This window comes from Streptomyces sp. NPDC059875 (assembly GCF_042731085.1).
In the GTDB taxonomy this organism is placed as follows: Bacteria; Actinomycetota; Actinomycetes; order Streptomycetales; family Streptomycetaceae; genus Streptomyces.
Genome location: NZ_JBHWJZ010000019.1, coordinates 88,193 through 113,783, shown reverse-complemented (window position 1 = coordinate 113,783; position 25,591 = coordinate 88,193). Strand labels below are relative to the sequence as shown.

Below are 25,591 nucleotides of genomic sequence, written 5' to 3'. Positions count from 1 at the left end.
TACGGTGTGGCAACACGTCAACGTCCCCGTTCATCCCCTGGAAGTGGTGCACATGGCCTCCCCCGCGTCGGCTCCACCCGCCGAGTCGAATCTCAAGCGCATCGTCGCCGCGAGTCTCATCGGCACCACCATCGAGTGGTACGACAACTCATCCGATCAGAGCTACGACCTGCGGTTTTCGGGTCATTGACCCTCAGAAGTCAGCACCAACCCAGCACCGGGAAACCTCGTGCTGACTGGGGAGCGAAGACGAGCTCGCGCTCAGACCGCGGATACGCCCCACAGGCGCCACCAATAGTCACTCACCGTAGCGCGCTCTGATACGCCAGTGCTACGTCCCGCCAGCTGCTGATCTAGCTGCAACGCACGGCGCCGGCCGCTCAGCACCGCGCCCGCCACCTACGGCATGGTCCGAGCGCACATCGCCACCTTGCGCGGGCTCCGTCCGCCGCACCGCCGCGGCCGCCGACGGTACGGCAGGTGACCGGCTGGCTCACCCACCACCCCACCGCTCTGACCGAGGAAGACCGGACCGGCCTGAAGGAGGTCCTGGCCCGCTGTCCCGAGCTGGACACGGCCGGACATGTCCGTGATTTCGGCGAGATGCTCAGCGGCCGCCTCGGCAGCACACTGCCTACCTGGATCGACGCCGTCGCAGTCAGCCGGCTTGCCGCCGTGATCGCCGGGCTCACCTGGACTGGAGCTCGGGCAGCATCGAAGGCGCTGTGAACCGCATCAAAAAGATCAAGAGACAGCTCTACGGCCGAGCCGGCTTCCCCTTGCTCCGGAAAATGATCCTGCTGCAGTAGCCCGGGAACAGTGTCTTGCTGATGCGGGTTCGGCGGGCTAGAACTTCGTGTGATCACTTTTGCGTGTGCCGCCTGCGGCCGCCCTCTGACCAGGGCTGTACAGCTGTCCGAAACCCTGGTCAGGCCAGAGTTCGACGGGCGAATCGGACCCGACGGGTATCGCCGAGCCCCGGCCACGATGCCTATGGGGTGCTATGCCCTGGAGCCCGAGCCATGGGGAGCCCCGTTCCTGCCGACCGACGAACCCGTCGCGGTGTTTCCTGGCGGGCCTTGTGTCGGTGATCCGAACGGAGACGGGTTCCTGACTTCCGCGGGCCCCCGAAACACGATCGTTCTCCATCCCGACGACGCACCAGACCTACTGCCCGACCTTGAGGGAGACCACACAGGCTGCTGCGGCTGGCATGGCCACAGCGGCCTGAACCGGCTGTGCCCATGTGGCGCTGCCGTAGGAACAGAGATCAGCGAGTGTTCCACCGCGTACGAGCTCCACCTCGACCCAGCACAGGTCCATGCGCTGGATGCCAACATCGTCGGACCACCGTCAAATTTCGGTGAAGCAGAACATTAGGCATGGAGCCGAGGCTCAACCTCCCACATCATCGAACGCCACGATGACTCTCCGCGATCGCTCCCCAAGATCTGTGCCAGAACCGAGAAATGACGTCGCTCTTGGCCGAGGAGTCTCAACCGTGCCTGGTTGAGTGACGGGCAACCGATAATGCGTTGTCGGTCTCAGCTGGGCTGCGAGAGCATCCGATGCATGGAAGAGCCTGCCGAAAGCCTCATTTCTGACCAGGTTGAGCTGCGCCGGTGGCGCATGAGCGATCTCGACGCCTTGGAACAGGCGATCTACGAGTCCCTAGACCATCTGGTGCCGTGGATGCCCTGGGCAGCCGACTCTGGCAGACAGCAAACCTCTGATTTTCTCGCCCGCAACCAGGAAGAGTGGGAAACCAGGCAAGCCTTCGGCTATGCGATCACATCAGATGCTGCGGTGATCGGCAGCTGCGGCCTCATGCGCCGCATCGGAGTCGGCGGCCTCGACATCGGCTACTGGCTCCACCCTCATTGGACCGGACGGGGGCTGGCCACGATGGCGGCAGCGGCTCTTGTCCGCCAGGGCTTCCAGCTCGCGGGCATCGACCGCATCGAGATCCATCACGATGCCGCCAACCCTGCCAGCGGAGCCGTCGCCCGCCGCTTGGGATTCACTGAGGTTGAGCGCATACGAGCAACTGAAGGGCCCGTCGCTCCTGGCGAAGTGGGGATCGATGTCATCTGGCGTATGACGGCAGACCATTGGAAGGCAAAGACAGCCGAGCACGCTCAACAAGCGAGCTGAGCAGAGGTAATGCGGGTACTTTCTGTTGGCGGACACCGCCCGTGAGAGCGGGGTCCGCCAAGACGGGACCGTCAGGTGTCAACTGGCCTTGGCGTGCTCTTCGGCTCGTGCCCGGGTGCTGGCGAGGCGGTAGGAGTCGGTGTCGGTCTCGATGATGGTGCCGTTGAAGGTGAGGCGGTCGACGATGGCCGCGCAGAGGCGAGGGTCGGTGAAGGTCTTGGTCCAGCCGCCGAAGGACTCGTTGGAGGCGATGGCCATGCTGTTCTTCTCCTCGCGTTCGGTCAGCACCTGGAACAGCAGCTCGGCGCCATGGCGGTCGAGTTCCATGTAGCCGAGTTCGTCGATGCAGAGGAGATCGACGCGGCCGTAGCGGGCGATCGTCTTGTTCAGCTGCTTCTCGTCGGCGGCCTCGACCAGCTCGTTCACCAGCTTCGTGGCCAGCGTTTAGCGGACTCGGTAGCCCTTCATCGCGGCCTCGGTGCCCAGGGCGATGAGCATGTGGGACTTGCCTGTGCTGGAGTCTCCGATCAGGCAGAGCGGCTGGCTCTTCTTGATCCACTCGCAGCTGGCGAGGGTGTGGACGGTGGCCGCGTCAATGTTCGGATTGGCGTCGAAGTCGAAGGCCCGAAGTGACTTCTCCCGCGGGAAGCCAGCTGCTTTGATGCGTCGTTCCGAGCGGCGGCGGGCCCGGTCGTCGCACTCGGTCATCAGCAGTTCGGCGAGGAAGCCGCGGTAGGTCATCTGGTCCTTGACGGCCCTGTCGGCGATGTCGTTGAACTCGTTGCGGATCGAGGGCAGCCGCAGCAGGCGGCAGGCGGTGTCGATGGCGGCGTCGGCGGCCTGCTCGGTCAAGCCTCGCTGGCGGGGCAGGGTCACTGGGCTTCTCCCTCACGGTGTTCGCTGCCGCTGGTGCGGCGGCGTCGGAGGAGTTGGTCGTAGGGGGTCACCGACGGCAGCGGACTGGTGTCCGGCGGGAGGTGCGCGAGCCGCCACTCGTGCAATGACGTAACAGTGGCCGGCGTCTGCCCAGGAACCGCCGGGATGGATGCGCCGATGGCTGGCTCGTCCTCGGTCTGAGCGGCCTTGCGAGCCTCAACAGCGACCGCGTCAGCGGTCAGCGCTCCGGCTCGCAGCGCGGTGGCCAGGCCCTGTCGGCGTACACGTGAACGTGCCCAGTCACGTACGGATGAACGTGCCCACTTTCTGACGTACCGAGGATTGATCGTGGGCAGTCTGCTGCCGGCCTGTGAAAGGTGGCGGAGGGCGGCTGACCGTGGTCTTGGACCCGCAACGATGGATGGAGCTTCGACGCTTCCGCGGGCTGTTCGAGTCCGGGGCGATGAGCCTGTCGGAGATCGCCAAGGAGACCGGGCTGAACCATCGCACGGTCCGCAAGTACCTGTCTTCTGAGGGCCCGGTCGCCCCGCCTCGTCGGGCTGCGCCCGGACATGGCCGTCGACGAAAGGTGGATGAGGTCGCGCCGCTGATCGACGCGATGCTGCGGTCCGAGATTCTGATCAAGGGGGCCGTGGTTCACGAGCGGTTGGTGGCCGAGTACGGCTTCACTGGCACCTACCAGCGGGTGAAGCTCTATATGCAGGAGGCCCGGCCTCGGATCGCGGAGGAACTTGGCATCAGTCCTGGCGAGTTGGCTGGCCTGCACCGCAGGTTTGAGGTCGTTCCCGGAGCGCAGGCTCAGGTCGATTGGGGAGACGAAGGGCAGAGCCTCGCCCACGTCGGCATCCCGAAGGTCTATTCGTTTCACATGACCTTGTCCTACTCGCGGGATCCGTTCTGCTGCTTCACAACCAGCCAGGACTTGGCCACCCTCTTCGACTGCCACCGCCAGGCGTTCGCCCACTTCGACGGTTATGTGGGTGACGACTCTTCCGCGACCTCGTGTTCCCGGCCAGGATGGTCGCTCCCGTCGAGGAGCTCGGATGGCCTGGCAGCCGGAGTTGGTACGAGGTGTCGATGCCGCAGGGAACCCTGCGGCATCGCTGGGTCACGCGTTGGTCGACGACTACCTTCAGTTCGTGGCGGCTCGCTGCAGGCCGAACACGCTGCTGGCCACCGCCTACGACCTGAAGGTCTTCTTCTCGGCAGTGCCCAAGGAGCCGACAGATGTCGTCACCGCCGACGTCTTCGCGTTCATCACCGCGCAGAAGAAGCCGCGGCGAGGACCGAAGGTCGTCCGCCTCGAGGACGGTGAAGCGGGTCTGTCGGCACGGACCATCAAGCGTCGGCTCGCCAGCGTCTCCGGGCTGTTCGGCTACCTGATGACCCGCGATGACCTGGCCGTCAAGCGCAACCCGGTGCCGACGGGATTGGCGAACCGCCGACGAGGCGGCAACCGCGGGGCACCGCTCCTGCGCACGCCCCGAACCCTCCCGCGCGTCCTCGGACCGGCTGAGGTCGAGGCGGTGCTCGGTGCACTGAACACCGCGCGGGACCGCGCCATGGTGCTCGCGATGCTGCTGGGCGGCCTGCGCCGCTGCGAAGTACTTGGCCTGCGGCTGGGAGACCTCTCGCCGGGCGGACGTCGGGTTTTCATCAGCGAGGGCAAGGGCGGGCATCAGCGCCTGATACCGATCTCTGCGCAGTTCTTCACCGCCGTCGGGGACTACCTGGACCAGGAGCGACCTGCCGTCGATCCTGCTGCTCGATCTCATGCTGGCCGCCTGGCACCGGGCGCTGGAGACGTGGACCTCATCGGACGCCGCACAGCAGGACCGCGCGGCGCTCATCCGGCACATGCACAAAGCCTTCGCAGCGATCCCCGCGGTCGCAGCACTGGCAGCACAGGACAGCTAAGCGGGCTGGGCGCCACCTCATACTGCCGGTAGCGGCCCTCGCAACACTCGCTGCACCCCCGCAGGCATCGCCGCCGTTCCCCTCACCGGTGCCATCTGCGCTTCCCGCTTTGAGTGAGAACAGGTTCTGAGAACCGATCCGAGGTCGACGAGGGACCGGCGGGCTGTTGTCGATCTTGCTCCGGCAAAGGACCGTTTGTGAGAGCGCACTCCCTGAGGGAGTAGGGACGTCCGTGGGGGCGCACCCACAGGTGTCGTCTGGTGGCCGTGCACAGGGCTCGGGGACGATCGCCAGGGTGGGGAGCGTGGTCAGCGAGTGGGCCAGGGGTGGCGGCGGGCGAGCACCGTACACTCCTCATCTGCCCGACCGGGCACCAGGCGGCCATCCGCCTCCTACTGCTCGGCGAGTTCGGTGAAGATCGGTTCCAGTTCGGGACAGGGAACCGTTTCGCCGCCGGCGCGCTGCACACCGCTGGCGGGCATGGGCCGCCTCGTCGTGGTGCTCATAGAGGGTTCAACGCCGCCTGGGCTGTACTGGTTACCCACACGGCCGGCCCGGAGTCCCGCCCGTGGCCGGGTAGCAGGAACACGCGTGTGCACCAGTGGCGCCGGGCGAGTCGCCGAAGTGAATGTCCTTGCCTGGACCTGTTGGTCCATCTGTCTTGTGACGAGATGCCGTAGGGGGCATTCGGGTGGAATGCCCCGTGCGCCGCAACTGCCCCCACTCCCCTTCCAGTCGTCTGCTCCAGTGACCTGACGACCCAGGAGGCAACCGTGACTGGATTTGAGGGTTTCACCACGGGCACCGTGGCGCTGAAGGATCTCGACCCGTACCGCTTCCCTGCGGCGCGCATCGACGAACTGCAGGAGCTGACGTCGACCGTCTGTGGCGTCACGGAGCCCGGCAACCGCCTGCTGCCGGCACCAGACCCGGCGAGCCGCCTGTTGGCTCCTCTCGAACCGGCCGACCGTCGCCGTCTGGAGCTGCACGCCACACTCACCGCAGCGGGCATCGCGCCCCTGCCGGGCGACCTCGACGCCATCAAGGCCCTGTGCCAGCTGGACGAAACCACCCACCTTGCCCTCCAGCGATGGATCAACCGCGAGATGTGACCCCCGCAGGGCGCTGGATGCGTTCCGGGTTCCGATCTTCCCGCGCCGGCCACAGGAGGCGGGCAGACGCTGCCGCCCGGGCTCGCTGATCCCTCCGGAAAACGCGGCAACCCCTGACAGATCACAAGAACCGGCCGGCTGAATTCGCTACGTTCCGCCTCCCTGTCCGTACCGCTTCCGGCCGGGGAGAGTCGGACTCTTCGTCGGCTACCGAAAGGATGGGGCAGCAATGACCGGTGCTATGTGGTCGGCGCGGTGGCTGGCTTCGGCCTGTGACGACCCGGCCGGGTGTCTGCGTGAGTGGCAAGTGGGCCAGCAGGGTGTCGTGCTCGTGCCTGCGGGGCGGGTCTGGGACGCGCTCGCGGTCCCGGAGATGCTGGGACGCAGCCTGCTGAACGCCGTCGCCCGCTCCGGGCATCCGGCGACCGGACCGGTGCTCGTCGACAGCAGGCGTCAGGAACTCGTGCTCCTGATGGATCCGGGCAGCCCTCCAGCAAGGCTGGACCGGGCCGCCCGGTATCTGACCAGCGGGACATGGCTGGCCATTCCCGACCCCGGCCGCCGGAAGGTCACGGGGCTTTCCTGGCTCGTCCCGCCCGACGGGAAGGGAACGCTGTTCTCCCCCACGGATCTGTACCCCTCTCTCACCCCGCACCCTCCGGCCGCATGATCACTCACGGTGAACATTGTCCGCTCGGCGGCCCGCGGCATCGAAAGTGGTGTCGAAGACGACCTTCTCGCCCTGGCGCAATGGCCGGTCCGGCCCGTGAACCGCGGAAATCTCGGCCGCAACGTCAGGCTCATCGCCTTCCTGACTGATCACCCAACGCCTCGTTCAGCGTCGAACCACTTCACCACACCTCTGGGCATTAGATGTCGCCCCCACTCGTCTCGGAGTCAGAGGCCAAACCGTCCTCCCGACCCCAGCCGGCACCAAGGGCGTGCGCAGGGGCGCGACACAGCGCATCAGGGAGCCCGCAGCCCTGGCCACGCCCGCCCCTGCCGTGACACGGACACCAGGCGTGGAGACGAGGCCGCCGCCTCCCGCTCCTGCCGCACCCCGAGCTCCCTCCGGTCATGACCGGACCAGCGTCGCCAGGCACGGCTCCCGATGAGCCCAGAAGATCGAGAAACGCTGACAAGCACACCCCAGATCCGCTACAGAGAGCTACTTGTCACGTCGCGGTAGCTTCGGGAGAACAGGGCTGCGATCCCGGCTGTCCTGTCACCGAAGCTGACGAATTCTCACCGGATCCCATCCGTGTTGTCGGATTCTCACTGTTTCGCGTTCTGGCCTGGTCATAGCCGTGCGGCCGTCCGGACCAGGCTGGCCAGGGCGAGGGAGCGGCTGTGCGCGGGCCAGGCGATGTGGGTCACGACGGGAGGTGCGTCGGTCAAGGGGACGGCCGTGTGTTCGGCCCACAACCAGGAGCGGGCGGAGTCGGGGACGACCGCTACGGTGCGTCCGAGGGCGATCAGCTGGGCCAGTTGCGTCTGGTTGTGGATCTCGGGGCCAGGGCCGGGTGCGTAGGTGCCGTGGGTGGGCCAGCGGGCGAGCGGCAGATCGGGGACATCCCTGACATCGGCCAGGGACAAGGTCTCGCGGGCGGCGAGCGGGTGCCTGGCAGGCAGGACGGCGACCTGTCCCTCGGTCGTCAGCGCCTCGCTGTCGAACCCGGCGAGGGAGTTCCACGGCGTGTGCATGAGCGCTACATCGGCGCGTCCGTCGCGTAGCAGCTCTTCCTGCTCGCAGATGCCGCAAGGCAGCACCTCGATCTCGGCACTGTCGGGCTCGGCCGCGTAGGCGTCGAGAAGCTTCTGCAGCAGTTCGTGGGACGCGGCGGCCTTCACCGCGAGGACCAGCCGATGGCGGGGGCCGCCAGGACTTTCGGCACCCCCGGCGCGCCGGGTGCGGCGGACGGCGGCAGCGGCCGCGTCGAGAGCCGCCCGGCCCTCCTGCAGCAGCACCTCCCCGGCACCGGTCAGGCGGACACCACGGCGGTTGCGCTGCAGCAGGCAGACCCCGAGGCGCCGTTCGAGCTGCTGGATCGCCCGCGACAGCGGCGGCTGGGCCATCCCGAGGCGCTCGGCGGCGCGCCCGAAGTGCAGTTCCTCGGCGACGGCCACGAAGTACCGCAACTCGCGGGTTTCCAGGGTGTCCACGACCGCATCATATTCGGTGATACCCGGCGGGTATGACAGGGCGCCGTATCGGTGTTGGCCGCACCACCCGCCCACGGGCCACCATCATCGGCATGAGCGAAACGATGATCGCGCTGGTGACCGGCGCGAACAAGGGCATTGGGTACGAGATCGCGGCTGGGCTGGGCAGCCTCGGGTACCGCGTCGGTGTGGGAGCCCGCGACGCGGTCCGACGCGAAACCGCCGTCGGGAAGCTGCGCGCCGTCGGCGTGGACGCGTTCGGGGTACCGCTGGACGTGACCGATGGCGGGAGCGTCACTGATGCCGCGGAACTGGTCGAACGGCTGGCCGGGCGCCTCGACGCCCTGGTCAACAACGCCGGTATCTCGGGCGAGATGGGCCCGGGGTGGGTGCAGGACCCGAGCGCGCTCGACCTGGAGGTGCTCCGCAGGGTCGTGGACGCCAACGTCATGGGTGTCGTCCGGGTCACCAACGCGATGCTGCCACTGCTGCGGCGCTCGGCCTCGCCACGCATCGTCAACGTCTCCAGCAGCGTAGGCTCCCTGACCCGGCAGGCGGACCCGGACACCGAGATCGGCCCGATCATGGCGGCCTACGCGCCGTCGAAGTCCTTCCTCAACGCCCTCACCCTGCAGTACGCCCGACAGTTCGCCGGCACCGACATCCTCATCAACGCCGCCTGCCCGGGCCTGGTCGCGACCGACTTCACAGGCTTCCACGGACCCCGCACCCCCGCACAGGGCGCAGCCACCCCGATCCGGCTCGCCACGCTGCCCGACGGCGGCCCGACCGGTTCGTTCTTCGAGGACGACGGCGTCGTCCCCTGGTGATCACGAACCCGCGGTTGGATTCCGCAGAACCCAGATGCACGGAGAATTTCGGACCGAGCGTTCTCATCGAAGCTGGGAACCCCGCAGCTCAGCACAGGATCCACAGACAGGTTCAACGCGACAGGACACCGGCGAGTTCGCGGAAACTGAAGGTTCTTCAGCGCGTCTGTCGAGTGAACGGTGGTTCTGGAGTTGTCGGAGGTTCAGCGGCGGGCGGCATATCAGGTGTCACTTCCCTGTTCGAAGATCCACCGTTGACCGTACAGACCCCGGGCCGACGACCCACGCCGATGCCCTCGCTGCTCGTGGCAGCGAGGGGGTTTCTGGCCGCCCCGTCTAGACAGTTGATGCGCTGCCGGTGCTCGGGGGCTGCTCGGTAGCGCAGTGGAGGCACTTGCTCGCAGCGGCGGGCAGGTCCTCGGACAGGCAGGCCGGACAGGTCTTGACGGGGCCGGGCTCGCCGAATGCCTTGACACCGCGGCGGGCCTGGTAGCGCTTGTACGGCACGACGATCAGGAAGTAGATGACCGCCATGAAGATGATGAAATAGATCAGCGCGGAGATGAACTGGCCCAGGTCGAGGTACGTCGCCTCGTTTCCCTCTTCGCCGAGCTGCCACCCTAGCCCCAGAGATTCGCCGCCCTGGAAACGGCTGACGATCGGGTTGATCACATAGTCGGTGAACGCTTTGATCAGGGTCGAGAAGGCCAGCGCGATGACCAGCCCGACAGCGATGGTGATGAGGTCACCGCGCATGAGGAAGTTCTTGAAGCCTTTGAGCACTGTCCGCTTCCTTTCCTGGGCGCCCGCGTGCCCGGCACGTGGGCACAGCGGAAGCAGTGCTCAGCAGCTAATCGCAGGCCCCGACGCAGGGAGCGGAGCCACGGCGCGATGACGCACGGACGGCCGCAGCCCGGCCGCGCTACCGCCTCACTTGGCCGCGGCTCCGATGGTGCACTTCTCGCCCGCCGGGTCGGTAGGACATCGCCTACGAGCCCGGCAACAAGACCGAACACGCCGGTGACCGCCGTGGCCGAAGCGCTGTTGAGGCAGTCACCCTTCTTCGCCCTCGACCGAATAGTCTGGAGTGGAAGGGGCGCGGGGACACCGGGGCTCCCAGGCCGGCCGTACGAGAATCATGCTGACGGATCAGACACGGTTTGCCTGAGCCGCTATGTCCTGACGGTCCAGCGGCCGTTCCGGGAGGCGATGATGACCGTGTCGCAGAGCATTGCCACGATCGCGATCGCCGCGATCGGCCATGTCCCCCTTTCCGGAATCTGCTCCCAGACGATCCCGACGGTGATGGCGAGTGCCAGGGCGAAGCCGGTGCCCGGCAGGTACCGGAGCGGGATACGCAGGGTCCGCTCGGGCGGAGGTCCTGCTTCCCCTGCCGGAAGCGTCATGGGATCCTGGTTCGACATTGGGTGATCTCCGTTCGGGTGGTGCCTGATGGTCCCGGCGCTTCCCCGGATCCAAGGCCGCGAGGGAAGCGGCGGGTTGCATTTCAGGGTTCCTCGCGTAAGCGGCAGGCAACCGGTCATGTGCGCTGGCGCTTCAAGCGGAGCGAGGTGAGCCCTATGTATCCGGCCGTTGCCGCGACCCGCAGCAGGTAGAGGAGGCGGACTCCGCGGGAACGGGTTGAAACGTCCTGCCACTCGGCTGCCCACTCCTCGCCGTAGCGCGCACCATCACCGGTGAGACACGCCATCAGCCGCACGATCCGGGAAGCACGGCGTGGACGTGTGTCGAAGGGCATGGGTCGTCCGACGCCCCATGCTCCTTGCTCCAGTTGGCGTAGAAATTCTTCGTGCTGCTTGGCCGTTCTTCCGGTGGGGTGTACATGGATGAGCACCGAGAGTGCCGCACTCATGAGGGCTGCCGCGGCGGTCATGGCCACCTTCTCGCCGATCACGCTGTTTCCCTGCGGCGCTGGATGCGCAGAGTCCAGGCCATCCTGGGCCCGCTCGTGAGGAGAAGACGGGTGAGGAAGGCGAGCCGGGTGCGGGTGGGCCGGCTCTTCATGTCCTGCCACCCGGCTGCCCACTCCTCCGTCCAGCGTTCGCGGTCCTGCTTCGGCAGCAGTCGCGAAGCGAAGCCGAAGGTGCGGGGGCTGGTTACTGAGGCGGGCGGGATCAGGAATGAGGCGGGCCGCCCAGAAGCGGATGCGGGCGTCGCGGTTCCGCTTCATCTGATCTTGTACCTCAGGGCCCTTCCAGATCTCCTCGGCGGCCTCGGCCGCCTGCTCGATGGCGTCGTCTTCCATGAGTCACGCCCCCAAGCCGTCGGTGGCGGGCCGGAGCCGCACTGAGGTGGCACCGCCGTTGTACGCCTGCGCGAGGGCCAGCCGAGCGGATTCGGCACCGCCAGAGGTGAAGCGGTAGTAGCGGCGCCGGGGCCGGGGTGGGTCGGTCTTCTCGATCTGGCTTTGGTCCTCCCAGAACGACTCGAGCCAGCCGGCGTTCTCGAGGCGGGCGAGGATCGGGTGGATAGTGCCGGTGGGCAGCCCCGCCGCGTCGGAGAGTTCGAGACCGTAGCGGGCCTCGGACGGAGTCTCCAGGAGGGTCCGCAGCACCAGTTGCGTCTGGAGCGTCATGCGCGGATTCTTAGCCATGCACAAACTCTAGTATGGCAATCACCTGCGATGTAAAAGGCTCTGACGGGATTTCACCAGCATGAGTGAGGGCCTGGTTTCCGGTTGCGGCCATCCGTGCCTCTCTGCCATTCACTCTCATGGGCGAACGGGGATACGTGACTCGCCAAGATGCGCGAAGTAGCTCTCCAGGGAGCCAGCAGCCCTGGCAGCGCCTGTTCTGTTGAGGCCCCGACGCCGACGTGGAGACGGGGCCGCTGAGTTGATTCCGTCCTGGTGTGCGGGACGACAGGACATGTGCGCGCCTCGCCCTGACCAACGCGGAGCCTCACGCAAGGACACGGCAGCGTGGAAGAGCACAGGCGGACCGGGGCACTGTCTGTGACTTCTGCTGCTGGTACGGCTGTTCCTCGTCGGGGCCCGAAGCTGGAGTCGTTGCTGCTGCCCGCTGATGAGCGGGCGGTGTTGGGGCGGTGGACGCGTCGGGCGACGTCGGCTCAGGCTCTGGCCCTGCACGCACGGATTGTGCTGGCGTGCGCGGGGTCGGAGGTGCCGGCGATCGTTGCGGTCGCCCGGGATCTGCGGGTGACCGCGGACACGGTCCGCAATTGGCGGCGGTTCGTCGTCGAGCGGCTGGACGGCTTGGCCGACGAGCCCCGGCCGGGTCGCCCACCATCAGCGTCGACCAGGTGGAGAACGTCGTGGTCACGGCGCTGGAGGAACTCCCGTCGTACGGGCCGCCGCGCCCGGCCGCCCGTCACACCCCGAAGAGCTGCATCACCCGCGTCACGGCCTGCGCGACCGGCGCGCCGACCTCGCCGACCAGTGCGGCCACGCCGGAGATGCCGCCGAGCGCCCGCCGGAAGGCGCCGGGTTCCGGGGCATCCTCGGTGAGGGTGTCCAGCGAGGCTTCGAGCACCTCGCGGTCACCCTCCGGGACCCGCGCGCGCAGCGCCAGCACCAGGTTGACCAGCTCCTGGAGCGCCGCCTGCGGGTCCTGTGGGGCGTTGTACTGCTGCCCGATCTTGCCGGTGTTGTTGGTGCCGTAGACCTGGAAGTTGTCGCCGACCTGGCCGTAGTAGTTGGCCGTGCCGCGCTCGCGCCCGTGGTCGTATCCGTCGCCGGTCAATTGCCCACCTTCCCCGTGTTGCCCCTGCCGAACACCTTGAAGTTGTCGCCGACCTGGCCGTAGTAGTTGGTGACGTTCTGCTTGAAGTACGCCTGGGGGTTGTCGATCGCCGCCATGATCTGCCGGACGAGGCCCTGCACCAGCGCCTGGTCGGTGGTGACCAGCGCGGTCCGGGGCGGGCCGGCCGTCTCGATGACCAGGGCGTAGTAGGTCCTGGTCAGCAGTACGCTCAGCAGCTGGAGCAGGAAGATCCCGAGCAGGACGTACGCGGTGATCAGCACCCCGTGCTCGTACTCCTCCCGGTCCGAGCCGGACAGCTCCACCTCCTGGAGGGCGAAGACCGCGCCCGCCACCACCACCGCCAGCACCACGACGGACTTCAGGAAGCGGCCCACCGCCTTCGCGCGCTCTGGTCTGACCCTGACCGTGGTCGCCCGGGCGATGTTGTTGAGGGGATACGCCTCTGCGCCGACCCAGAGCACCCGCTTGCTGAGTTCGACGACGGTGACCTTGCGTCTGGCCATACGGATCCCCCTGTACCCGGCCCAACCCCGACATAGCACGAAGCATCCTCGCGAACTCCCTGGTCGGCAACCGAAATCGGCTATCTGGTAAGGGAGTTCACGCGGAGGCTGTGCGTTGCTTACAACGATCAACTACTGGCGCAGGACACGAGCCTCGATCTTTCGTGAACGTCCGTCGGTTCGCTCGACGGACCGTTTCGATTGTTCGGTCTGATGGCAGGAAGGCTGTGAGTTGGGTCGGGCTGCAGGCAGGCTGCCGACCCCCCTCCTCATTCGGGTGACGATGCGCGATGCCTAGCCACGGCGCGATGCGTGCCAGCAGGATGGCCCTTACATACAGCGCCAGTTCGCAGCAACCAACGGTGGGGGAATCGTGGAACCAAGCCTTGCCCTGCTCGCCGCCCAGGCACTCGTCCAGGCCATGACGACTGGCGCGTGGAGCACCATGCGGGAAAGCCTGGTCCAGCGCTTGCGCCGGGACGATCCCGATGGGGCGGAGCAGGCCGTGGACACGCTCGACAGGACCGCGTCGGAGGTCGCCGTGCATCCGGCGGGCAGCAGCGCGGTCGTAGGGCTCCTGCAGGGCCGGCTCGAGCCGCTGATCGCCGCCTCGCCCGAGCTGAGGGGGGTGCTTCAAGACCTGGTCCGTGAGCAGTCGGCCCGCGACACGGGCGGGGCACGTACCCATCTGCAATCGCATGCGGACCGCGGTGCCAGCGTTCACCAGCAGAGCGGCGGCGTCTACTTCGCCGACCACCACCAGGGCGACCGCTTCGCGCCGGTCGCGCACCAGATGAGCTTCTTCAAGCAGCCCAAGCGCGTCATGTTACTGGCAGCCGCCATCCTTGCCGTCGCGCTCCTTGCGACCGGCTATCTCCTGATCGCTCCGGACGAGGTGGCTGACTACCGCAAACAGGTCGTCGGCACCTGCAAGCAAGTGAACAGGGTGCTCTCGGAGCAGCACAATGACGCGTTCCACCTCAAGGTGGATGCTGGGTCGACCGACCCCTTGGAGGCCATGGCCATCCACAAGGAGAGGTTCCTCTTCTATGCACGGGCAAACATCGACAGCGCCCGACAGTCCTTCGCGTCCCTCAACACAAAGAAGGTGCCAGCCGAGCTGAGGGAACGGCACGCTGCGGCAAAGAAGGCCCAAGACGACTGGCTCGCCCGGATGGAACACGACATGCAGCGGTACAACCGAGAGTTGAAGGAGGGAGACCCCGCCAGCAAGGTCAACTCCATGGGTATGGCCAGCCTGCCATGGCACACGCGACTCAACGACGCGATGACCTCCCTCGCGGGAGAGACCTGCCAGACGACAGCCAGCACACCCGGCTCCTAACAAACCGCTGTCGCACCGATCCGCGATTACGCGCTCCCCCGTGGTCTTGTCGATGTCGCGCGGCGGTCGTCTGACCCCAGGAGGAGGCCGACCGGACATTCCCACAGCACCGCCTTGGTCAAGGCGTCGGGCCCGGCGACCCGGTCTGCCACCACGATCTTGCTCCAGGGCCCCCTGCACAGGGCTTCATCCCAGTCGGCTCACGACCAGCACACCTAGGGCGTGTGCCGGAAGTGTTCTTGTGACCTCGACTCAGGTCACTAGCCGACGGAGATAACCCGGTCGGGACGGCCATCCAGGGTGATGGTCACTTCGTGGACCGCGCCTCCCTCGGTGTTCATACGAATCCGGTCTGGGGCCGTCCAGACGGTCTCGCTGAGTGCGTTGTCTTCGGAGTCGCCGTTGAAGCAGCCGACACTCCAGCGGCGTTCCAGCGGTGGGTTCCCCTGGTGGACAAAAACGCACCAGACAGGGTCAAGAGAGCCACTCTGCGCCGCCACGACCAGCTGACGGTCGCTGCGGCCGGGGGCCGATTCGGTCTTCAACACTTCGTCCGAACTACCGAACACCGCGGAGGCCCAGCCCCCGATGAGCAGCATGGGGACGCCGGTGACGAGCAGCGCGGTCACCAGGGGCAGGCGCAGCGAGGACTTCGGCGGCCCCAAGAGCACCGCCCCGGTCAGCGTGGTCAGGGCCAGCCATCCCAGCAGAAGGACGTACTCGCGGAGCCCGAGCAGCAGAACCAGCGAGCCCTCGTCTCCCGACTCGAGTCCGGCTACGGCCGCGGCGCCGAAGACGACTGCCACCGTCAGCAGCAGGAAGGCCGACGGTCTGCGATAGCGAGTGAGGTTCATGATCCCCCGAACGATGTGGATCACGCAGCCTAAGGGGGAAGGCCGGGCAGAGGCTAGGGCCGATGAGCGTGGGTCACAGCCACTCGTTGATGGCTGCGACAAGGACGGTCGCCTCATAGCGGACCGCGAGTTTGTCGTAGCGCGTGGCGACCGCGCGGTTCCTCTTGAGGCGGTTGATACCGCACTCGACCGCGTGGCGCTGGCGGTAGTCGGCCGGGTCGAAATGCGGCGGCCGGCCACCGCGGGAGCCGAGCTTCTGGCGGTTGCGGGCTTGGTCGGCCTTGTCCGGGATGGTGCAGCGGATTCCCCGGCGCCGCAGGTAGGCGCGGTTCTTGCGGGAGGCATACGCCTTGTCAGCCCTCACGCGGTCAGGGCGGACCCGCGGCCTGCCCGGCCCGATGCGGGGCACGCGGACCTTCTCCAGCACCGGTTCGAACTGCGGCGAGTCTCCGCGCTGCCCTGCCGTAACCACGATCGACATGGGCTTCTGGCCTTGCTCGACGGCCAGGTGCAGCTTGGTGGTGAACCCGCCGCGCGAGCGCCCCAGCCCGTGATCGCGGGGCTCGTCAAAGACACCGCCCGGTGGCTCCTTCTGCCGGTCACCGTGCTTGCGAGCCCCGGCCGCATGCAGGTGAGCGTGGCACACCGTGGAAGCGACGCTCAGATCCCACGTGATCGCACCCTTCACGTCGGCCAGGGACTGCAGCCGGGTCAGGATCCGGTACCAGGTGCCGTCGCGCTGCCACCGGCGGAACAGGTCGTAGATCCGGCCCCACGGCCCGTGCTGCGTGGGCACATCCCGCCACGGAACACCGGTCCGGACCCGGAACCGTATGCCGTCGATCAACTGCCGCCGAGGCCAGACGGGCGGCCGCCCCGCCCTGGTGCCCTTCGGCAACAGCGGCTCCAACACCACCCACTGCTCGTCCGTGAGATCTCCACGCCCCATGAACTGTCATCATTCAGAGCTCAAGATCCACTTTCGATACATGGCACATCGAACGGGCCCTGGGGGCGACAGGAGACGGGTACCGGTAGGCCGGCGCTCGGAGTACAGCACTCTTGGAATGATGCTCCCCGCAGGCTGGTTGACGGCGTGCGGGGTCCCGGCCAAGTGGCACCCGCACTCGGCCGCAGCACAGCCGCTGGCGGCCGCCCCGACCGCATCCGTCCGGCACACGCCGGGGCCCACCTTGCCTCGCCTGTCAGAGGCGCTCGATACCGTCCAGCCATGACCGAAAGTGATCATCTGCTCGACCTGATCCGGAACACCCCGGAGATCGATCTGCTGCTGCGGACGTCGTTCGGCTTCGACATCGGGCGGAAGTATCACGGCGATGGGTTGAGGCTTGCCTCGGGTGCACCGCTGGAGCCGATAGCGGGCGAGTCCGCCGGCGGGGCGTACTTCCTGTGTGCTGAGGAGGGCGGGCGTCGGCCGGTGGTGTTCGCGAGTTCCGAAGGAGAGGGCGGGCTGATCGCCGACGACCTGGCGGACGCGCTGGAGATCATCATCGGGCTTGAATGGCGGGACAGTCTCGGGTTCTCCGGCGGGGGCGACGTGGAGGTCATGCAGGTCTCTGCCCAGCACCTCGAGCGGTACCTGGCCCGTGGCAACCCGGAGATCGCCGAGGAGCGCGTACATGCGGCCGCGGCCCTGTCGCTTCGTGTCGTGCCCGTCGCCGACCTCGTGATCCGCCTGTGGGAAGCGGCTTCGAGAACCGAACCGGACTATGTGGTGACCACCGAGGACGGGGAGGCGTATGACCCACCATTCGGCGAGTACTCGGAGCCTCGCCATGGTGGCTGGCGTTGAACGAACCGATACTCGCTCACCGGTCAGCGCGACACGTGACTGACATAGCCGTTTGCCGGCCTGGTAGACAACCAGCATGGCGACGTTCCTGGTTCTGTTCGACGACTCCAGCACCACCTGGCGTATCGAGCCTTCAGTCCTCACTCCCGGGCTCCATGGCATCTGGGCCGACACGGTCATCGATCCGGCCATCCGGAGCGAAGCTCGGGGCTTCACGTGGAGCTTCCAGACGTCCTGTGGCTCAGCTGAGACCTACCTGGATACCGGCGGCACGTGCCTCTACATCGATGCCGCCCTTACCGACGCGGCCCAGATCGCCTGCATATTCCGTGACTGCGTGCCAGGGTCCATCGAAGTGATTTTCTGCGATCAGGGATACAACTTCGACCCGGTGATCACACCCGACACCACCCCAGCAGAACTCATCAGCAAGGCGAACGCTTTGCCGTAGGGCGTGGACGGACACACCAGTCGTCGGATGTGAGGAGCGGAATACGGCACTCTTCGAATGACGCTCCCCGCCAGCTGGCGGCTACGGATGGAGTACCGAGCGCCGCCGTCGATACGCCAACGATCTCAGCTCCGAGGTGACGCTGGTCGGGGTCAGCGCCCGCTCGAACAGGCAGAAGTCGGACCAGAACCCCGCCACTTGGATGCCGATGGAAGCAGTGCACTGCCGGTACGTGGGCGATTGGGTCATCACGAAGAAGCGGTGGGGCCTCAGCGTCGACGAGGCTGAGCGCACGGCCCTGTTCCGCTACGCGGCGGGGTGCCCGGACGTAACGCTGTCGTACGAGCCGGCCGCGTAGCCCAGGTATCAGGCAGACCAGCACCCTGGTCTGCTGGGGTGGTGTCACGCAGGCGAAGTTCCGCAGCCGCTGATAGGCCGCGTACTGCTTGCGCTGGACACAGGTGACGCCGTCCCCGAGGCACGAGGAGAACGTAGTCGGCAGCCTTGGCCAGCTCCGCCATGGCCACGATCCGCCTCTGAGGCACCTGGAGGCCAACCGCGCGCCGGCGAACCCGCCTGCTCGCATCCGTCTGCCCGGTAACCGAGGCCACGGTCTCAAGCCCGATGAGGTCATTGCCGAAGTACCGGTAGCGACCAGGTCGATGCTGCGCCGGTCCTCATGTACGTCGGCCGCTGTGCTGCGCCTGAATTCGACGATCACGGGTGCCCCGTTCTCGTCGATCCCCAGGAAGTCGATCCGCCCTCCGTCGACGCAGTCGATGGCGTACTCGTCGCTCGCGAGGAACGTGACGTAGGTCGTGGAACCGAATCCGGCGGAGCCTTGCCCGGTCGAACTCCCGTTGCGCCTGGAGCCGGAGCCGACACGTGTCGAAGCTGCGCGGACTGTGCCGAGCTGGCCAACGTACGCGACCGGCACGGCACCGACGATCGGCTACGCAAGGTTGTCAGCAGAGCGAACGTCGCGTGAAGCGGCATTCGAGATGGACCAGGACGGCCTCGGACAGTGCCGAGCCGTTCTTCGTGGCGGCCCCTCGTTTCGAGGGCCGCCACGAAGGACGTCAGTCAGTGATCAGCGACCGGCCGCCCCAACCCGGTATCGCAAGCCACTTGCACGTTCTTCTAACCCGAGTCCTCCCGAACGCGAAGTTCTACGGTCTCAGATTCGCCGACAGCGGTCGGCTGTGCTCGATCGGGTGGGTCCAGGCGTTCGTGGACAACCAGCACTTCTCCGCCGCGGGTTCTCACAGGTATGACCAACAAGAGCATCATCACCATCGAGATCCGGGGGCGTGAGGTGGCTGCCGAATCTGACCGGTTCTGCCCGAGCACGGAAGGGAGTTCGAGATGAGCGAGACCACGGCGAAGTGCCGGCCGACGAAGCACGGAGCCAACATCGGCCGCACGTCGGCTTGGATGGCACCGCAAGGTGGCTCTCGACCTACACCGGATGCTCAACGAGGACGATCCCGACCGCCGCCGTCATAGAGCCTCATCCACGGTCATGTCCTGCGCCGGGACGTCATCGATCACTTCGACGAGTACGCGACGGGGTCGGCGACTCCTGTCCTGGAGCGGAATCGCTGTCCAGGGATGCGTCCTCGCCGCCTAGACGGTCCAGGACGCGAGCCGGTGGGGACAGCTCCCCGCGGGCGCGACGGTGACGAAGGGCGCGGTGCTCTTCCCGCGCCTGGAAGAGCCGAAGAAGGACTGACGTTCTTCTCCTAAGCGAAGAGCCCCGGAACCGGAAAGGTTCCGGGGCTCTTCGCGTCGCAGGTGGGTCGGATGAATATCCCGTCCATCCAGCGCAGCGGGCGGCGATTTTTCACGGAAATGATCACATGGCAGCATGCTCACGTGACTGACAACGGGGACGACATACGGAAGCCTCAACGGGTTTCGAGGCTGGCCGAGTTGGCGGATGCTCCGGTTTCGGCAGTGCTGCCGGAACCGGAGCCGGTTCTGGCAGCCTCACCTGCTGAGATGCGGACCGTGCCGCCGGATCCGAAGCAGGCTGACGAGGTGGCGCAGGCGCGACGCGAGTTTGCGCGATTGCTGGGGGAGTTTCGACGCCACACGGTCCTGGTGCCCTTCGACGACCACGGAAGCCTGTGGACCGCGGATTTCAACGGAGTCCGGTGGATCTGCGCGTTCTCGGACGAGGAGGCGCTGGCGCGGTTCGCGGAGGCACGGGGAGGAGCGACGCGCGAGTGGACCTACCGGACGATTCTGGGTGCGCGACTGCTGGATGTGATGGTGCCCATGCTGCCCGGGCCGGGCGGGGTCGCGCTGGACGCTGGCAGTCCGGACGGGATGCTGTTTCCGCCGGTGGCGGGGATCGTCCCGGACGAGGTGGCAGTGGATCTTGAGGGGGAGACACAGTGAGTGGGAACGAGCCTGATCTCGCGGCGCCTGCTGCGGCGCTGGCGGAGATAGCGAAGGGCATCAACCTGGCGCACTCCGAGCTACAGGAACTCGGAATGATCGGCGAGGCGTCGGTGGGCCGCGGGTTCTCCGATCTGGCCTTGTCCGGGCTGGAGTTGGGTCACGGCGGTCTGACGTCGGAGTTCGAGACGTTCTGCAACCGGTGGGAGTGGGGCGTACGTGCGCTGACCCTGCGGGGAAACGGTTTTGCACAGGGGGTCGGCCTGTCGGCGGGCTCGTTCGCGGAGCAGGAGCAGTACGTCAAGGACTCGTTCAAGATCGGAGTGAACTCGCTCAACGGGAACCCGCATCTGTCCGAGGACGAGGTCAAGCAGATGAGATGGGACACGATCCGTGACCAGCACATGTGGGACAACGCGGACTGGAGTGGCGAGTCGTTCACCGAAGCCCATCAGGAGGTCAAGCAGACCTGGAAGAACACGGGCTACGACGTCATGGATGCGCAGTTGGACTCGATGGAACGTCAGGGCCTGATCGACCCTGCGATGCGTGACCGTGTGGACGAAGAACTCAAGAACGACTTCGACCCGGATCAGGCGACCATCGATCAGGCCGAGCAGCCGCGGTGGGGGGAGAGCCGCTGATGGTGGACTGGGGTGGCCTGGTCGACAAGGGGATCGACAAGATCGATAAGGGCATCGACAAGGGCAAGGAGATGGTCGGTGAGGGTGTCGACTATGTGACCGACAAGGCCGGCCAGGGCCTGCGGCACTACGGTTATGACGCCCTTGCCGAAGAAGTCGAGGACTGGGGTGACGAGACTGCTTCGTCCCTTGGCGCGGAGGTCGGGGAGCAGCAGCTCGGGCAGACCGAGGAGCCGAACGAGCTGATCCACGGCAAGCCCGAGCAGATAGCCGCGACGGTGAAGAACCTGCGGGACTTCCAAAAGGCGTTCGACCTGGTCGGCGGCGGGATGAAGAAGCTGGACTCCAGCCACTGGAAGGGCGAGGCGGCCAACGCATTCCGGGAGAAGTTCCAGACCCTGCCGACCGACTGGCTGCACGCGGCGGACGCGATGGAGAACGCAGCCAAGGCGCTCGAGACATACTCCCATGCGATCGTCAGCGCGCAGGGCAAGGCGCGCGAGGCGATCGCCCTGTACAAGGAGGGCGACAAGGACTCGCAGACGGCCGCCGACACGCACAACAAGAAGGTCGACGCCTACAACGCGGCGCGCAACGGGGACAGTCCGCTGCCCCATCCAGGAGAGTTCTCCGACCCCGGCAAGGCCAAGCGCCGGCGTGCGCGGGAGATCCTGAGCGACGCCCGGTCCGCGCGGAATGAGGCCGCGGAGACCGCGAAGGGAGCGGTACGCGCGGCGCTGGCGCACGCGCCCCAGGAGCCGACCGGCCGTGAGAAGGCCATGCTCGAGTTGATGGACTATGGCGTGGGCCAGGGCATCGAGCTCGCCCACTTCGGCGGCGGCATCATCAAGGGCACGGCTGGTCTGCTCAACTTCGTCCGGTCGGTCAACCCGGTTGACCCGTACAACCTGACCCACCCGGCGGAGTACTACAAGGGCGTCAACATGACGCTCGCCGGCCTGGTGTCCACGGCAGCGAACCCGGACAGGGCGCTGAAGAACGCCTGGGACGCGGCGAAGGGAGACCCGTCGGAGTTCTTCGGCCGCCTGGTGCCGGAGCTGCTCGGCACCAAGGGCGGCGGGGTCATCAAGGGCGGACTACGAGCTGGCCTGAATGGCACCAAGCATCTGCCCGACGGGCAGAAACCGGGCGGCAGCCGCGGGGATCACGAGAAGGACCCGCACACCAACGGCAAGACGTGTGGCCAGACGGATTGCAAGAACGACCCGATCGACATCGCGACGGGCCGCATGCTGCTGCCCCAGACGGACATCACCCTGCCCGGCTCACTACCGCTCGTCTTCCGGCGCACCTTCGACTCCTCGCGCCGTTCGGGGCGCTGGTTCGGCCCGGCATGGTCGTCGACGGTCGACCAGCGGCTGGAGATCGATTCCGAGGGTGTGATCTTCAGCTGTGACGAGGGCAGCCTGCTCGCCTATCCGCACCCCGCCCCCGGCGTCCCGGTCATGCCCACGCACGGCCGGCAGTGGCCGCTGGACCGGGTCGAAGACGGCTACACCATCACCGATCCCGATACCGGCAGGGTCTGGCACTTCGTCGACCACAGCGACGAGCTCGCGCTCCTGGCCCAGATCGACGACCGCAACGGCCGCTGGATCACCTTCGAGCACAACGAGGCGGGCGCCCCGACGGCGATCGTCCACCACGGCGGCTACCACCTGAAGCTCACCACGAGCGAAGGCCGCGTGACCGCCCTCCACCTCGCGGGAGCGGCGGCGGACGGATCCGACCAGGAGATCCTGCGCTACGGCTACACCGACGGCCACCTGACCGAGGTCACCAACTCCTCCGGCCGCCCCCTGCGCTTCGGCTGCGACGAACACGGCCGCATCACCTCGTGGACCGACACCAACGGAAGCCACTACGACTACGTCTACGACGATCAGGACCGCTGCACCTATCAGTCGGGCACGAACGGACATCTCGAAGCCACGTTCACCTGGGACGATGTCGACCCGACAACCGGGCTCCGCGTGACCACCCTCACCGACGGCACGGGGCACACCGAGCGGCATCTGATCAACGACCGTGCACAGGTAGTTGCCGAGATCGACGCACTGGGCGCGGTCACGCGATTCGAGTACGACCGTCACAACCGCCTGCTGTCACGCACGGACCCGCTGGGCCACGTCAGCCGCTCAACGTACGACGAGCACGGCCGCATGACCGTGCTGGAACGCCCGGACGGACGGCAGGCGCGGGCGGAGTACAACGACCTCGGGTTCCCGATACGCATCGTCGGCACCGACGGCAACGTCACGCGCCAGACCTTCGACGAGCGCGGCAACCGCACGTCGGTGACCGACCCCTCGGGCGCGACGACGGAGTTCGCGTACGACGCGGCCGGCCGGCTCACCTCGGTGACGGACCCGCTCGGCGCCACCACCCGGCTAATCCTCGATGGCCGGGGACTCCCCATCGAGGTCACCGATCCTCTGGGGGCCGCGACCCGCTACGAACACGATGCCTTCGGCCGTAGGGTCCGGGTCACCGACCCACTCGGCGCGGAGACCCGGATGGAGTGGACGGTCGAAGGCCGGCCGGCCCGGCGCACCGCACCCGACGGCACGGTCGAGTCCTGGACATACGACGGCGAGGGCAACTGCCTCAGCCACACAGACGCGATGGGCGGCACGACCCGCTTCACGTACACCGACTTCGACCTGCTGACCTCCCGCACCGGCCCGGACGGCGTCCGCTACGAGTTCTCCCACGACACGAACCTGCGACTGACCCGGGTGACCAACCCGCAGGGCCTGACGTGGGACTACGCCTACGACGCGGCGGACCGACTGGTCACGGAGACGGACTTCGACGGCCGGACGCTGAGCTACGACTACGACGCTTCGGGCCGTCTGCTCTCCCGGGCGAACGGCCTGGGTCAGCGCATCGACTTCACACACAATGCCCTCGGCCAAGTGATCCGCAAGGAGGTCGAAGGCACTGCGGTCACGACATTCGAGTACGACATCTTCGACGAACTCGCGGTGGCGGCCGGCCCGGACGCCGAGCTGGAACGCCTGCGAGATCGCCATGGCCGCCTGAAGTCCGAGACGGTCAACGGCCGGACGCTGACGTACGCGTACGACGAACTGGGCCGCAGGGTAGGAAGGACGACGCCTGGCGGTGCTGTCAGTGAATGGTCGTACGACGCGGCGGGCCGCAGGAGGAAGCTCACCGCGTCCGGGCGCGAGATCGCCTTCTCCTTCGATGCCCTGGGCCGCGAAGTAGAGCGCACGGTCTCTGACTTCGTGGCCCTGAAATCATCGTTCGACGAGATGAGCCGCTTGACGGCCCAGGAGATCACGTCCCGGGACAGTCGCCTCCAGCACCGCGCATACACCTACGGCGCGGGCGGCGGTCTCGTCGGCATCAACGACGCACTCTCCGGTGCCCGTGGCTTCGACGTGGACTCAGCCGGCCGCGTCACGGCCGTCCATGCGCGGGGCTGGACGGAGCAGTACGCCTACGACGACGCCGGAAACCAGACGGCGGCCTCTTGGCCGGCCACGCACCTGTCCCACTCCGCGACGGGCGCACGCACCTACCAGGGCACTCGAATCGCCACCGCCGGTGCCGTCCGCTACGAACACGACGGCCAGGGCCGGATCGTCCTGCGCCAGAAGACCCGGCTCTCCCGAAAGCCCGACACCTGGCGCTACGAGTGGGACGCGGAGGACCGTCTCACCGCGGTGACGACACCGGACGGCACGGTCTGGCGGTACGCATACGACCCCCTGGGCCGCCGAATATCCAAGCAGTCCCCTGTCGAGACGGTCCACTTCACCTGGGACGGCACGACCCTCTGCGAGCAGACGACCGCGAACGTCGTCTTGACCTGGGACCACGCGGGCCCGCGCCCCCTGTCCCAGACGGAACGCCGCACGGACACGGACGACGAACGCTTCTTCGCCATCGTCACCGACCTGATCGGCACCCCGACGGAACTCGTCGACGAATCCGGCGACTTGGCCTGGCGCACCCGCACCACTCTCTGGGGCACGACTACGTGGAACCGCGACGCCACGGCATACACCCCGCTCCGCTTCCCGGGCCAGTACTTCGACCCTGAATCGGGCCTCCACTACAACTACTTCCGCTACTACGACCCGGAATCGGCCCGCTACCTCAGCCAAGACCCCCTCGGCCTCGCCCCGGCCCCAAACCCAGCGGCATACGTCCACAACCCTCTGCTGTGGGCCGATCCTCTCGGGCTTCTACCCTGCAAGACGAACGAGCCGGACGACCCTACGTGGGACGGCAGGGTTGTTTACGGCGAACTGGACAACCTCGGTCGGCCGACGGGAATGCACGCCACGTTGGGAGACGACATGATGGGGAAGAATCCCACGGACCCGCACGGTGATCCCCCCGGTTGGGAGAAGGACAAGGGGTACAACCGAGCCCATCTCCTCGGCGCACAGCTCGGCGGATCCAACTACAATCCGGCAAACTTCGTGACCATGCACGCCTACGCCAATTCACCCGTCATGCGACATATTGAAAACCAAATCAGGGCCGCAGTCGAGTCCGGGGAGACCATCCAGTACAGCGTCACCCCTCGATACAATGGGACCGACAAAATCCCCACAGGGGTATACATCGAGGCTTACGGCTCGGACGGTTTCCAGTTCACTCAGCACAGAAGCACCGGAGTCACCGAGTCGGGAAATACTGCATTCATACCCAACCAGAAGAGGGGTGGCTGACGAGAGCAGTCAAATGAAGCCAACCTCCCTGC

23 protein-coding genes and 3 pseudogenes are annotated in these 25,591 nt (G+C 66.9%); 14 read left to right on the top strand and 12 right to left on the bottom strand.

What is annotated here, in order from left to right:
- The first annotated feature begins 480 nt into the window (after positions 1–480).
- Positions 481–729: a hypothetical protein gene (locus ACFV9D_RS23380; protein WP_385149387.1), complete on the top strand. Its 249-nt coding sequence runs from the start codon at positions 481–483 to the stop codon at positions 727–729.
- Positions 730–1,572: 843 nt separating this feature from the next.
- Positions 1,573–2,154: a GNAT family N-acetyltransferase gene (locus tag ACFV9D_RS23375; RefSeq protein WP_385149384.1), complete on the top strand. Its 582-nt coding sequence runs from the start codon at positions 1,573–1,575 to the stop codon at positions 2,152–2,154.
- 78 nt (positions 2,155–2,232) lie between these two features.
- Here the strand turns inward: ACFV9D_RS23375 and istB are convergent.
- Positions 2,233–3,030, bottom strand: a pseudogene (istB, locus tag ACFV9D_RS23370) (IS21-like element helper ATPase IstB).
- Between the two features lie 421 nt (positions 3,031–3,451).
- Between istB and ACFV9D_RS23365 the strand changes: the two are divergent.
- From ACFV9D_RS23365 to ACFV9D_RS23350, 4 genes and pseudogenes are all read left to right on the top strand, one after another.
- Positions 3,452–4,024: pseudogene (locus ACFV9D_RS23365) on the top strand (MerR family transcriptional regulator); the annotation flags it as partial.
- Positions 4,025–4,094: 70 nt separating this feature from the next.
- Positions 4,095–5,000 (top strand): tyrosine-type recombinase/integrase, encoded by a 906-nt coding sequence (locus tag ACFV9D_RS23360; RefSeq protein ID WP_385149532.1) that lies wholly within the window; start codon positions 4,095–4,097, stop codon positions 4,998–5,000.
- A gap of 741 nt (positions 5,001–5,741) precedes the next feature.
- The gene (locus ACFV9D_RS23355; RefSeq protein ID WP_385149381.1) at positions 5,742–6,080 is read left to right on the top strand and encodes a hypothetical protein; all 339 of its coding nucleotides are present in this window, start codon (positions 5,742–5,744) and stop codon (positions 6,078–6,080) included.
- Positions 6,081–6,309: 229 nt separating this feature from the next.
- Positions 6,310–6,750 carry a hypothetical protein gene (locus ACFV9D_RS23350; RefSeq protein WP_385149378.1) on the top strand — a complete coding sequence of 147 codons (441 nt, stop codon included), beginning with the start codon at positions 6,310–6,312 and terminating at the stop codon, positions 6,748–6,750.
- Here the strand turns inward: ACFV9D_RS23350 and ACFV9D_RS23345 are convergent, their stop codons facing one another.
- Both ACFV9D_RS23345 and ACFV9D_RS23340 read right to left on the bottom strand, forming a co-directional pair.
- Complete coding sequence (locus tag ACFV9D_RS23345) at positions 6,751–6,903, bottom strand: hypothetical protein (protein WP_385149375.1); 153 nt, start codon at positions 6,901–6,903, stop codon at positions 6,751–6,753.
- 476 nt (positions 6,904–7,379) lie between these two features.
- Positions 7,380–8,243, bottom strand: a complete 864-nt coding sequence (locus ACFV9D_RS23340; protein ID WP_385149372.1) for a LysR family transcriptional regulator — start codon at positions 8,241–8,243, stop codon at positions 7,380–7,382.
- A 92-nt stretch (positions 8,244–8,335) separates the two neighbouring features.
- On the opposite strand from ACFV9D_RS23340, the gene ACFV9D_RS23335 reads away from it, so the two are divergent.
- The gene (locus ACFV9D_RS23335) at positions 8,336–9,073 is read left to right on the top strand and encodes an SDR family oxidoreductase (RefSeq protein ID WP_385149369.1); all 738 of its coding nucleotides are present in this window, start codon (positions 8,336–8,338) and stop codon (positions 9,071–9,073) included.
- Between the two features lie 336 nt (positions 9,074–9,409).
- Here ACFV9D_RS23335 and ACFV9D_RS23330 read toward each other — a convergent pair whose 3' ends face one another.
- The 6 genes from ACFV9D_RS23330 to ACFV9D_RS23305 form a co-directional block, all read right to left on the bottom strand.
- Positions 9,410–9,856 carry an MscL family protein gene (locus ACFV9D_RS23330; RefSeq protein WP_385149366.1) on the bottom strand — a complete coding sequence of 149 codons (447 nt, stop codon included), beginning with the start codon at positions 9,854–9,856 and terminating at the stop codon, positions 9,410–9,412.
- Positions 9,857–10,245: 389 nt separating this feature from the next.
- Entirely contained in the window at positions 10,246–10,479 is a 234-nt protein-coding gene (locus tag ACFV9D_RS23325) for a hypothetical protein (protein ID WP_385149363.1), read from the bottom strand.
- Between the two features lie 134 nt (positions 10,480–10,613).
- Positions 10,614–11,339, bottom strand: coding sequence for a hypothetical protein (locus ACFV9D_RS23320; RefSeq protein ID WP_385149360.1), 726 nt, complete (start codon positions 11,337–11,339; stop codon positions 10,614–10,616).
- Between the two features lie 3 nt (positions 11,340–11,342).
- Positions 11,343–11,687: a PadR family transcriptional regulator gene (locus ACFV9D_RS23315; RefSeq protein ID WP_385149357.1), complete on the bottom strand. Its 345-nt coding sequence runs from the start codon at positions 11,685–11,687 to the stop codon at positions 11,343–11,345.
- A 736-nt stretch (positions 11,688–12,423) separates the two neighbouring features.
- Positions 12,424–12,795, bottom strand: coding sequence for a hypothetical protein (locus ACFV9D_RS23310; protein ID WP_385149354.1), 372 nt, complete (start codon positions 12,793–12,795; stop codon positions 12,424–12,426).
- A complete protein-coding gene (locus ACFV9D_RS23305) occupies positions 12,792–13,319 on the bottom strand; it encodes a DUF6232 family protein (RefSeq protein ID WP_385149352.1) in 528 nt (175 codons plus the stop codon). Before ACFV9D_RS23305 ends, ACFV9D_RS23310 begins: the two co-directional genes overlap by 4 nt.
- 373 nt (positions 13,320–13,692) lie before the next feature.
- On the opposite strand from ACFV9D_RS23305, the gene ACFV9D_RS23300 reads away from it, so the two are divergent.
- Positions 13,693–14,664 carry a hypothetical protein gene (locus ACFV9D_RS23300; protein WP_385149349.1) on the top strand — a complete coding sequence of 324 codons (972 nt, stop codon included), beginning with the start codon at positions 13,693–13,695 and terminating at the stop codon, positions 14,662–14,664.
- A gap of 260 nt (positions 14,665–14,924) precedes the next feature.
- Here ACFV9D_RS23300 and ACFV9D_RS23295 read toward each other — a convergent pair whose 3' ends face one another.
- Complete coding sequence (locus tag ACFV9D_RS23295; RefSeq protein WP_385149346.1) at positions 14,925–15,542, bottom strand: hypothetical protein; 618 nt, start codon at positions 15,540–15,542, stop codon at positions 14,925–14,927.
- 49 nt (positions 15,543–15,591) lie between these two features.
- On the bottom strand, positions 15,592–16,467 hold the full coding sequence (locus tag ACFV9D_RS23290) for an IS5 family transposase (protein ID WP_385149343.1): 876 nt from the start codon (positions 16,465–16,467) through the stop codon (positions 15,592–15,594).
- Positions 16,468–16,749: 282 nt separating this feature from the next.
- Between ACFV9D_RS23290 and ACFV9D_RS23285 the strand changes: the two genes are divergently transcribed.
- The 3 genes from ACFV9D_RS23285 (at position 16,750) to ACFV9D_RS23275 (ending at position 18,140) form a co-directional block, all read left to right on the top strand.
- Positions 16,750–17,331, top strand: coding sequence for a hypothetical protein (locus ACFV9D_RS23285; protein WP_385149340.1), 582 nt, complete (start codon positions 16,750–16,752; stop codon positions 17,329–17,331).
- Positions 17,332–17,407: 76 nt separating this feature from the next.
- Entirely contained in the window at positions 17,408–17,782 is a 375-nt protein-coding gene (locus tag ACFV9D_RS23280) for a hypothetical protein (protein WP_385149337.1), read from the top strand.
- A 232-nt stretch (positions 17,783–18,014) separates the two neighbouring features.
- Positions 18,015–18,140: a hypothetical protein gene (locus tag ACFV9D_RS23275; protein WP_385149541.1), complete on the top strand. Its 126-nt coding sequence runs from the start codon at positions 18,015–18,017 to the stop codon at positions 18,138–18,140.
- Positions 18,141–18,149: 9 nt separating this feature from the next.
- Here ACFV9D_RS23275 and ACFV9D_RS23270 read toward each other — a convergent pair.
- Positions 18,150–18,563 (bottom strand): annotated as a pseudogene (locus tag ACFV9D_RS23270) (transporter); the annotation flags it as partial.
- 1,094 nt (positions 18,564–19,657) lie between these two features.
- Between ACFV9D_RS23270 and ACFV9D_RS23265 the strand changes: the two are divergent.
- The 3 genes from ACFV9D_RS23265 to ACFV9D_RS23255 are packed head-to-tail and all read left to right on the top strand — an operon-like array spanning position 19,658 to position 25,559.
- Positions 19,658–20,185 carry an SseB family protein gene (locus ACFV9D_RS23265; RefSeq protein ID WP_385149529.1) on the top strand — a complete coding sequence of 176 codons (528 nt, stop codon included), beginning with the start codon at positions 19,658–19,660 and terminating at the stop codon, positions 20,183–20,185.
- Positions 20,182–20,829, top strand: a complete 648-nt coding sequence (locus ACFV9D_RS23260; RefSeq protein WP_385149335.1) for a hypothetical protein — start codon at positions 20,182–20,184, stop codon at positions 20,827–20,829. The genes ACFV9D_RS23265 and ACFV9D_RS23260 overlap by 4 nt, the downstream gene beginning before the upstream one ends.
- Positions 20,829–25,559 carry a putative T7SS-secreted protein gene (locus ACFV9D_RS23255; RefSeq protein WP_385149332.1) on the top strand — a complete coding sequence of 1,577 codons (4,731 nt, stop codon included), beginning with the start codon at positions 20,829–20,831 and terminating at the stop codon, positions 25,557–25,559. The genes ACFV9D_RS23260 and ACFV9D_RS23255 overlap by 1 nt, the downstream gene beginning before the upstream one ends.
- Positions 25,560–25,591: the final 32 nt, after the last annotated feature.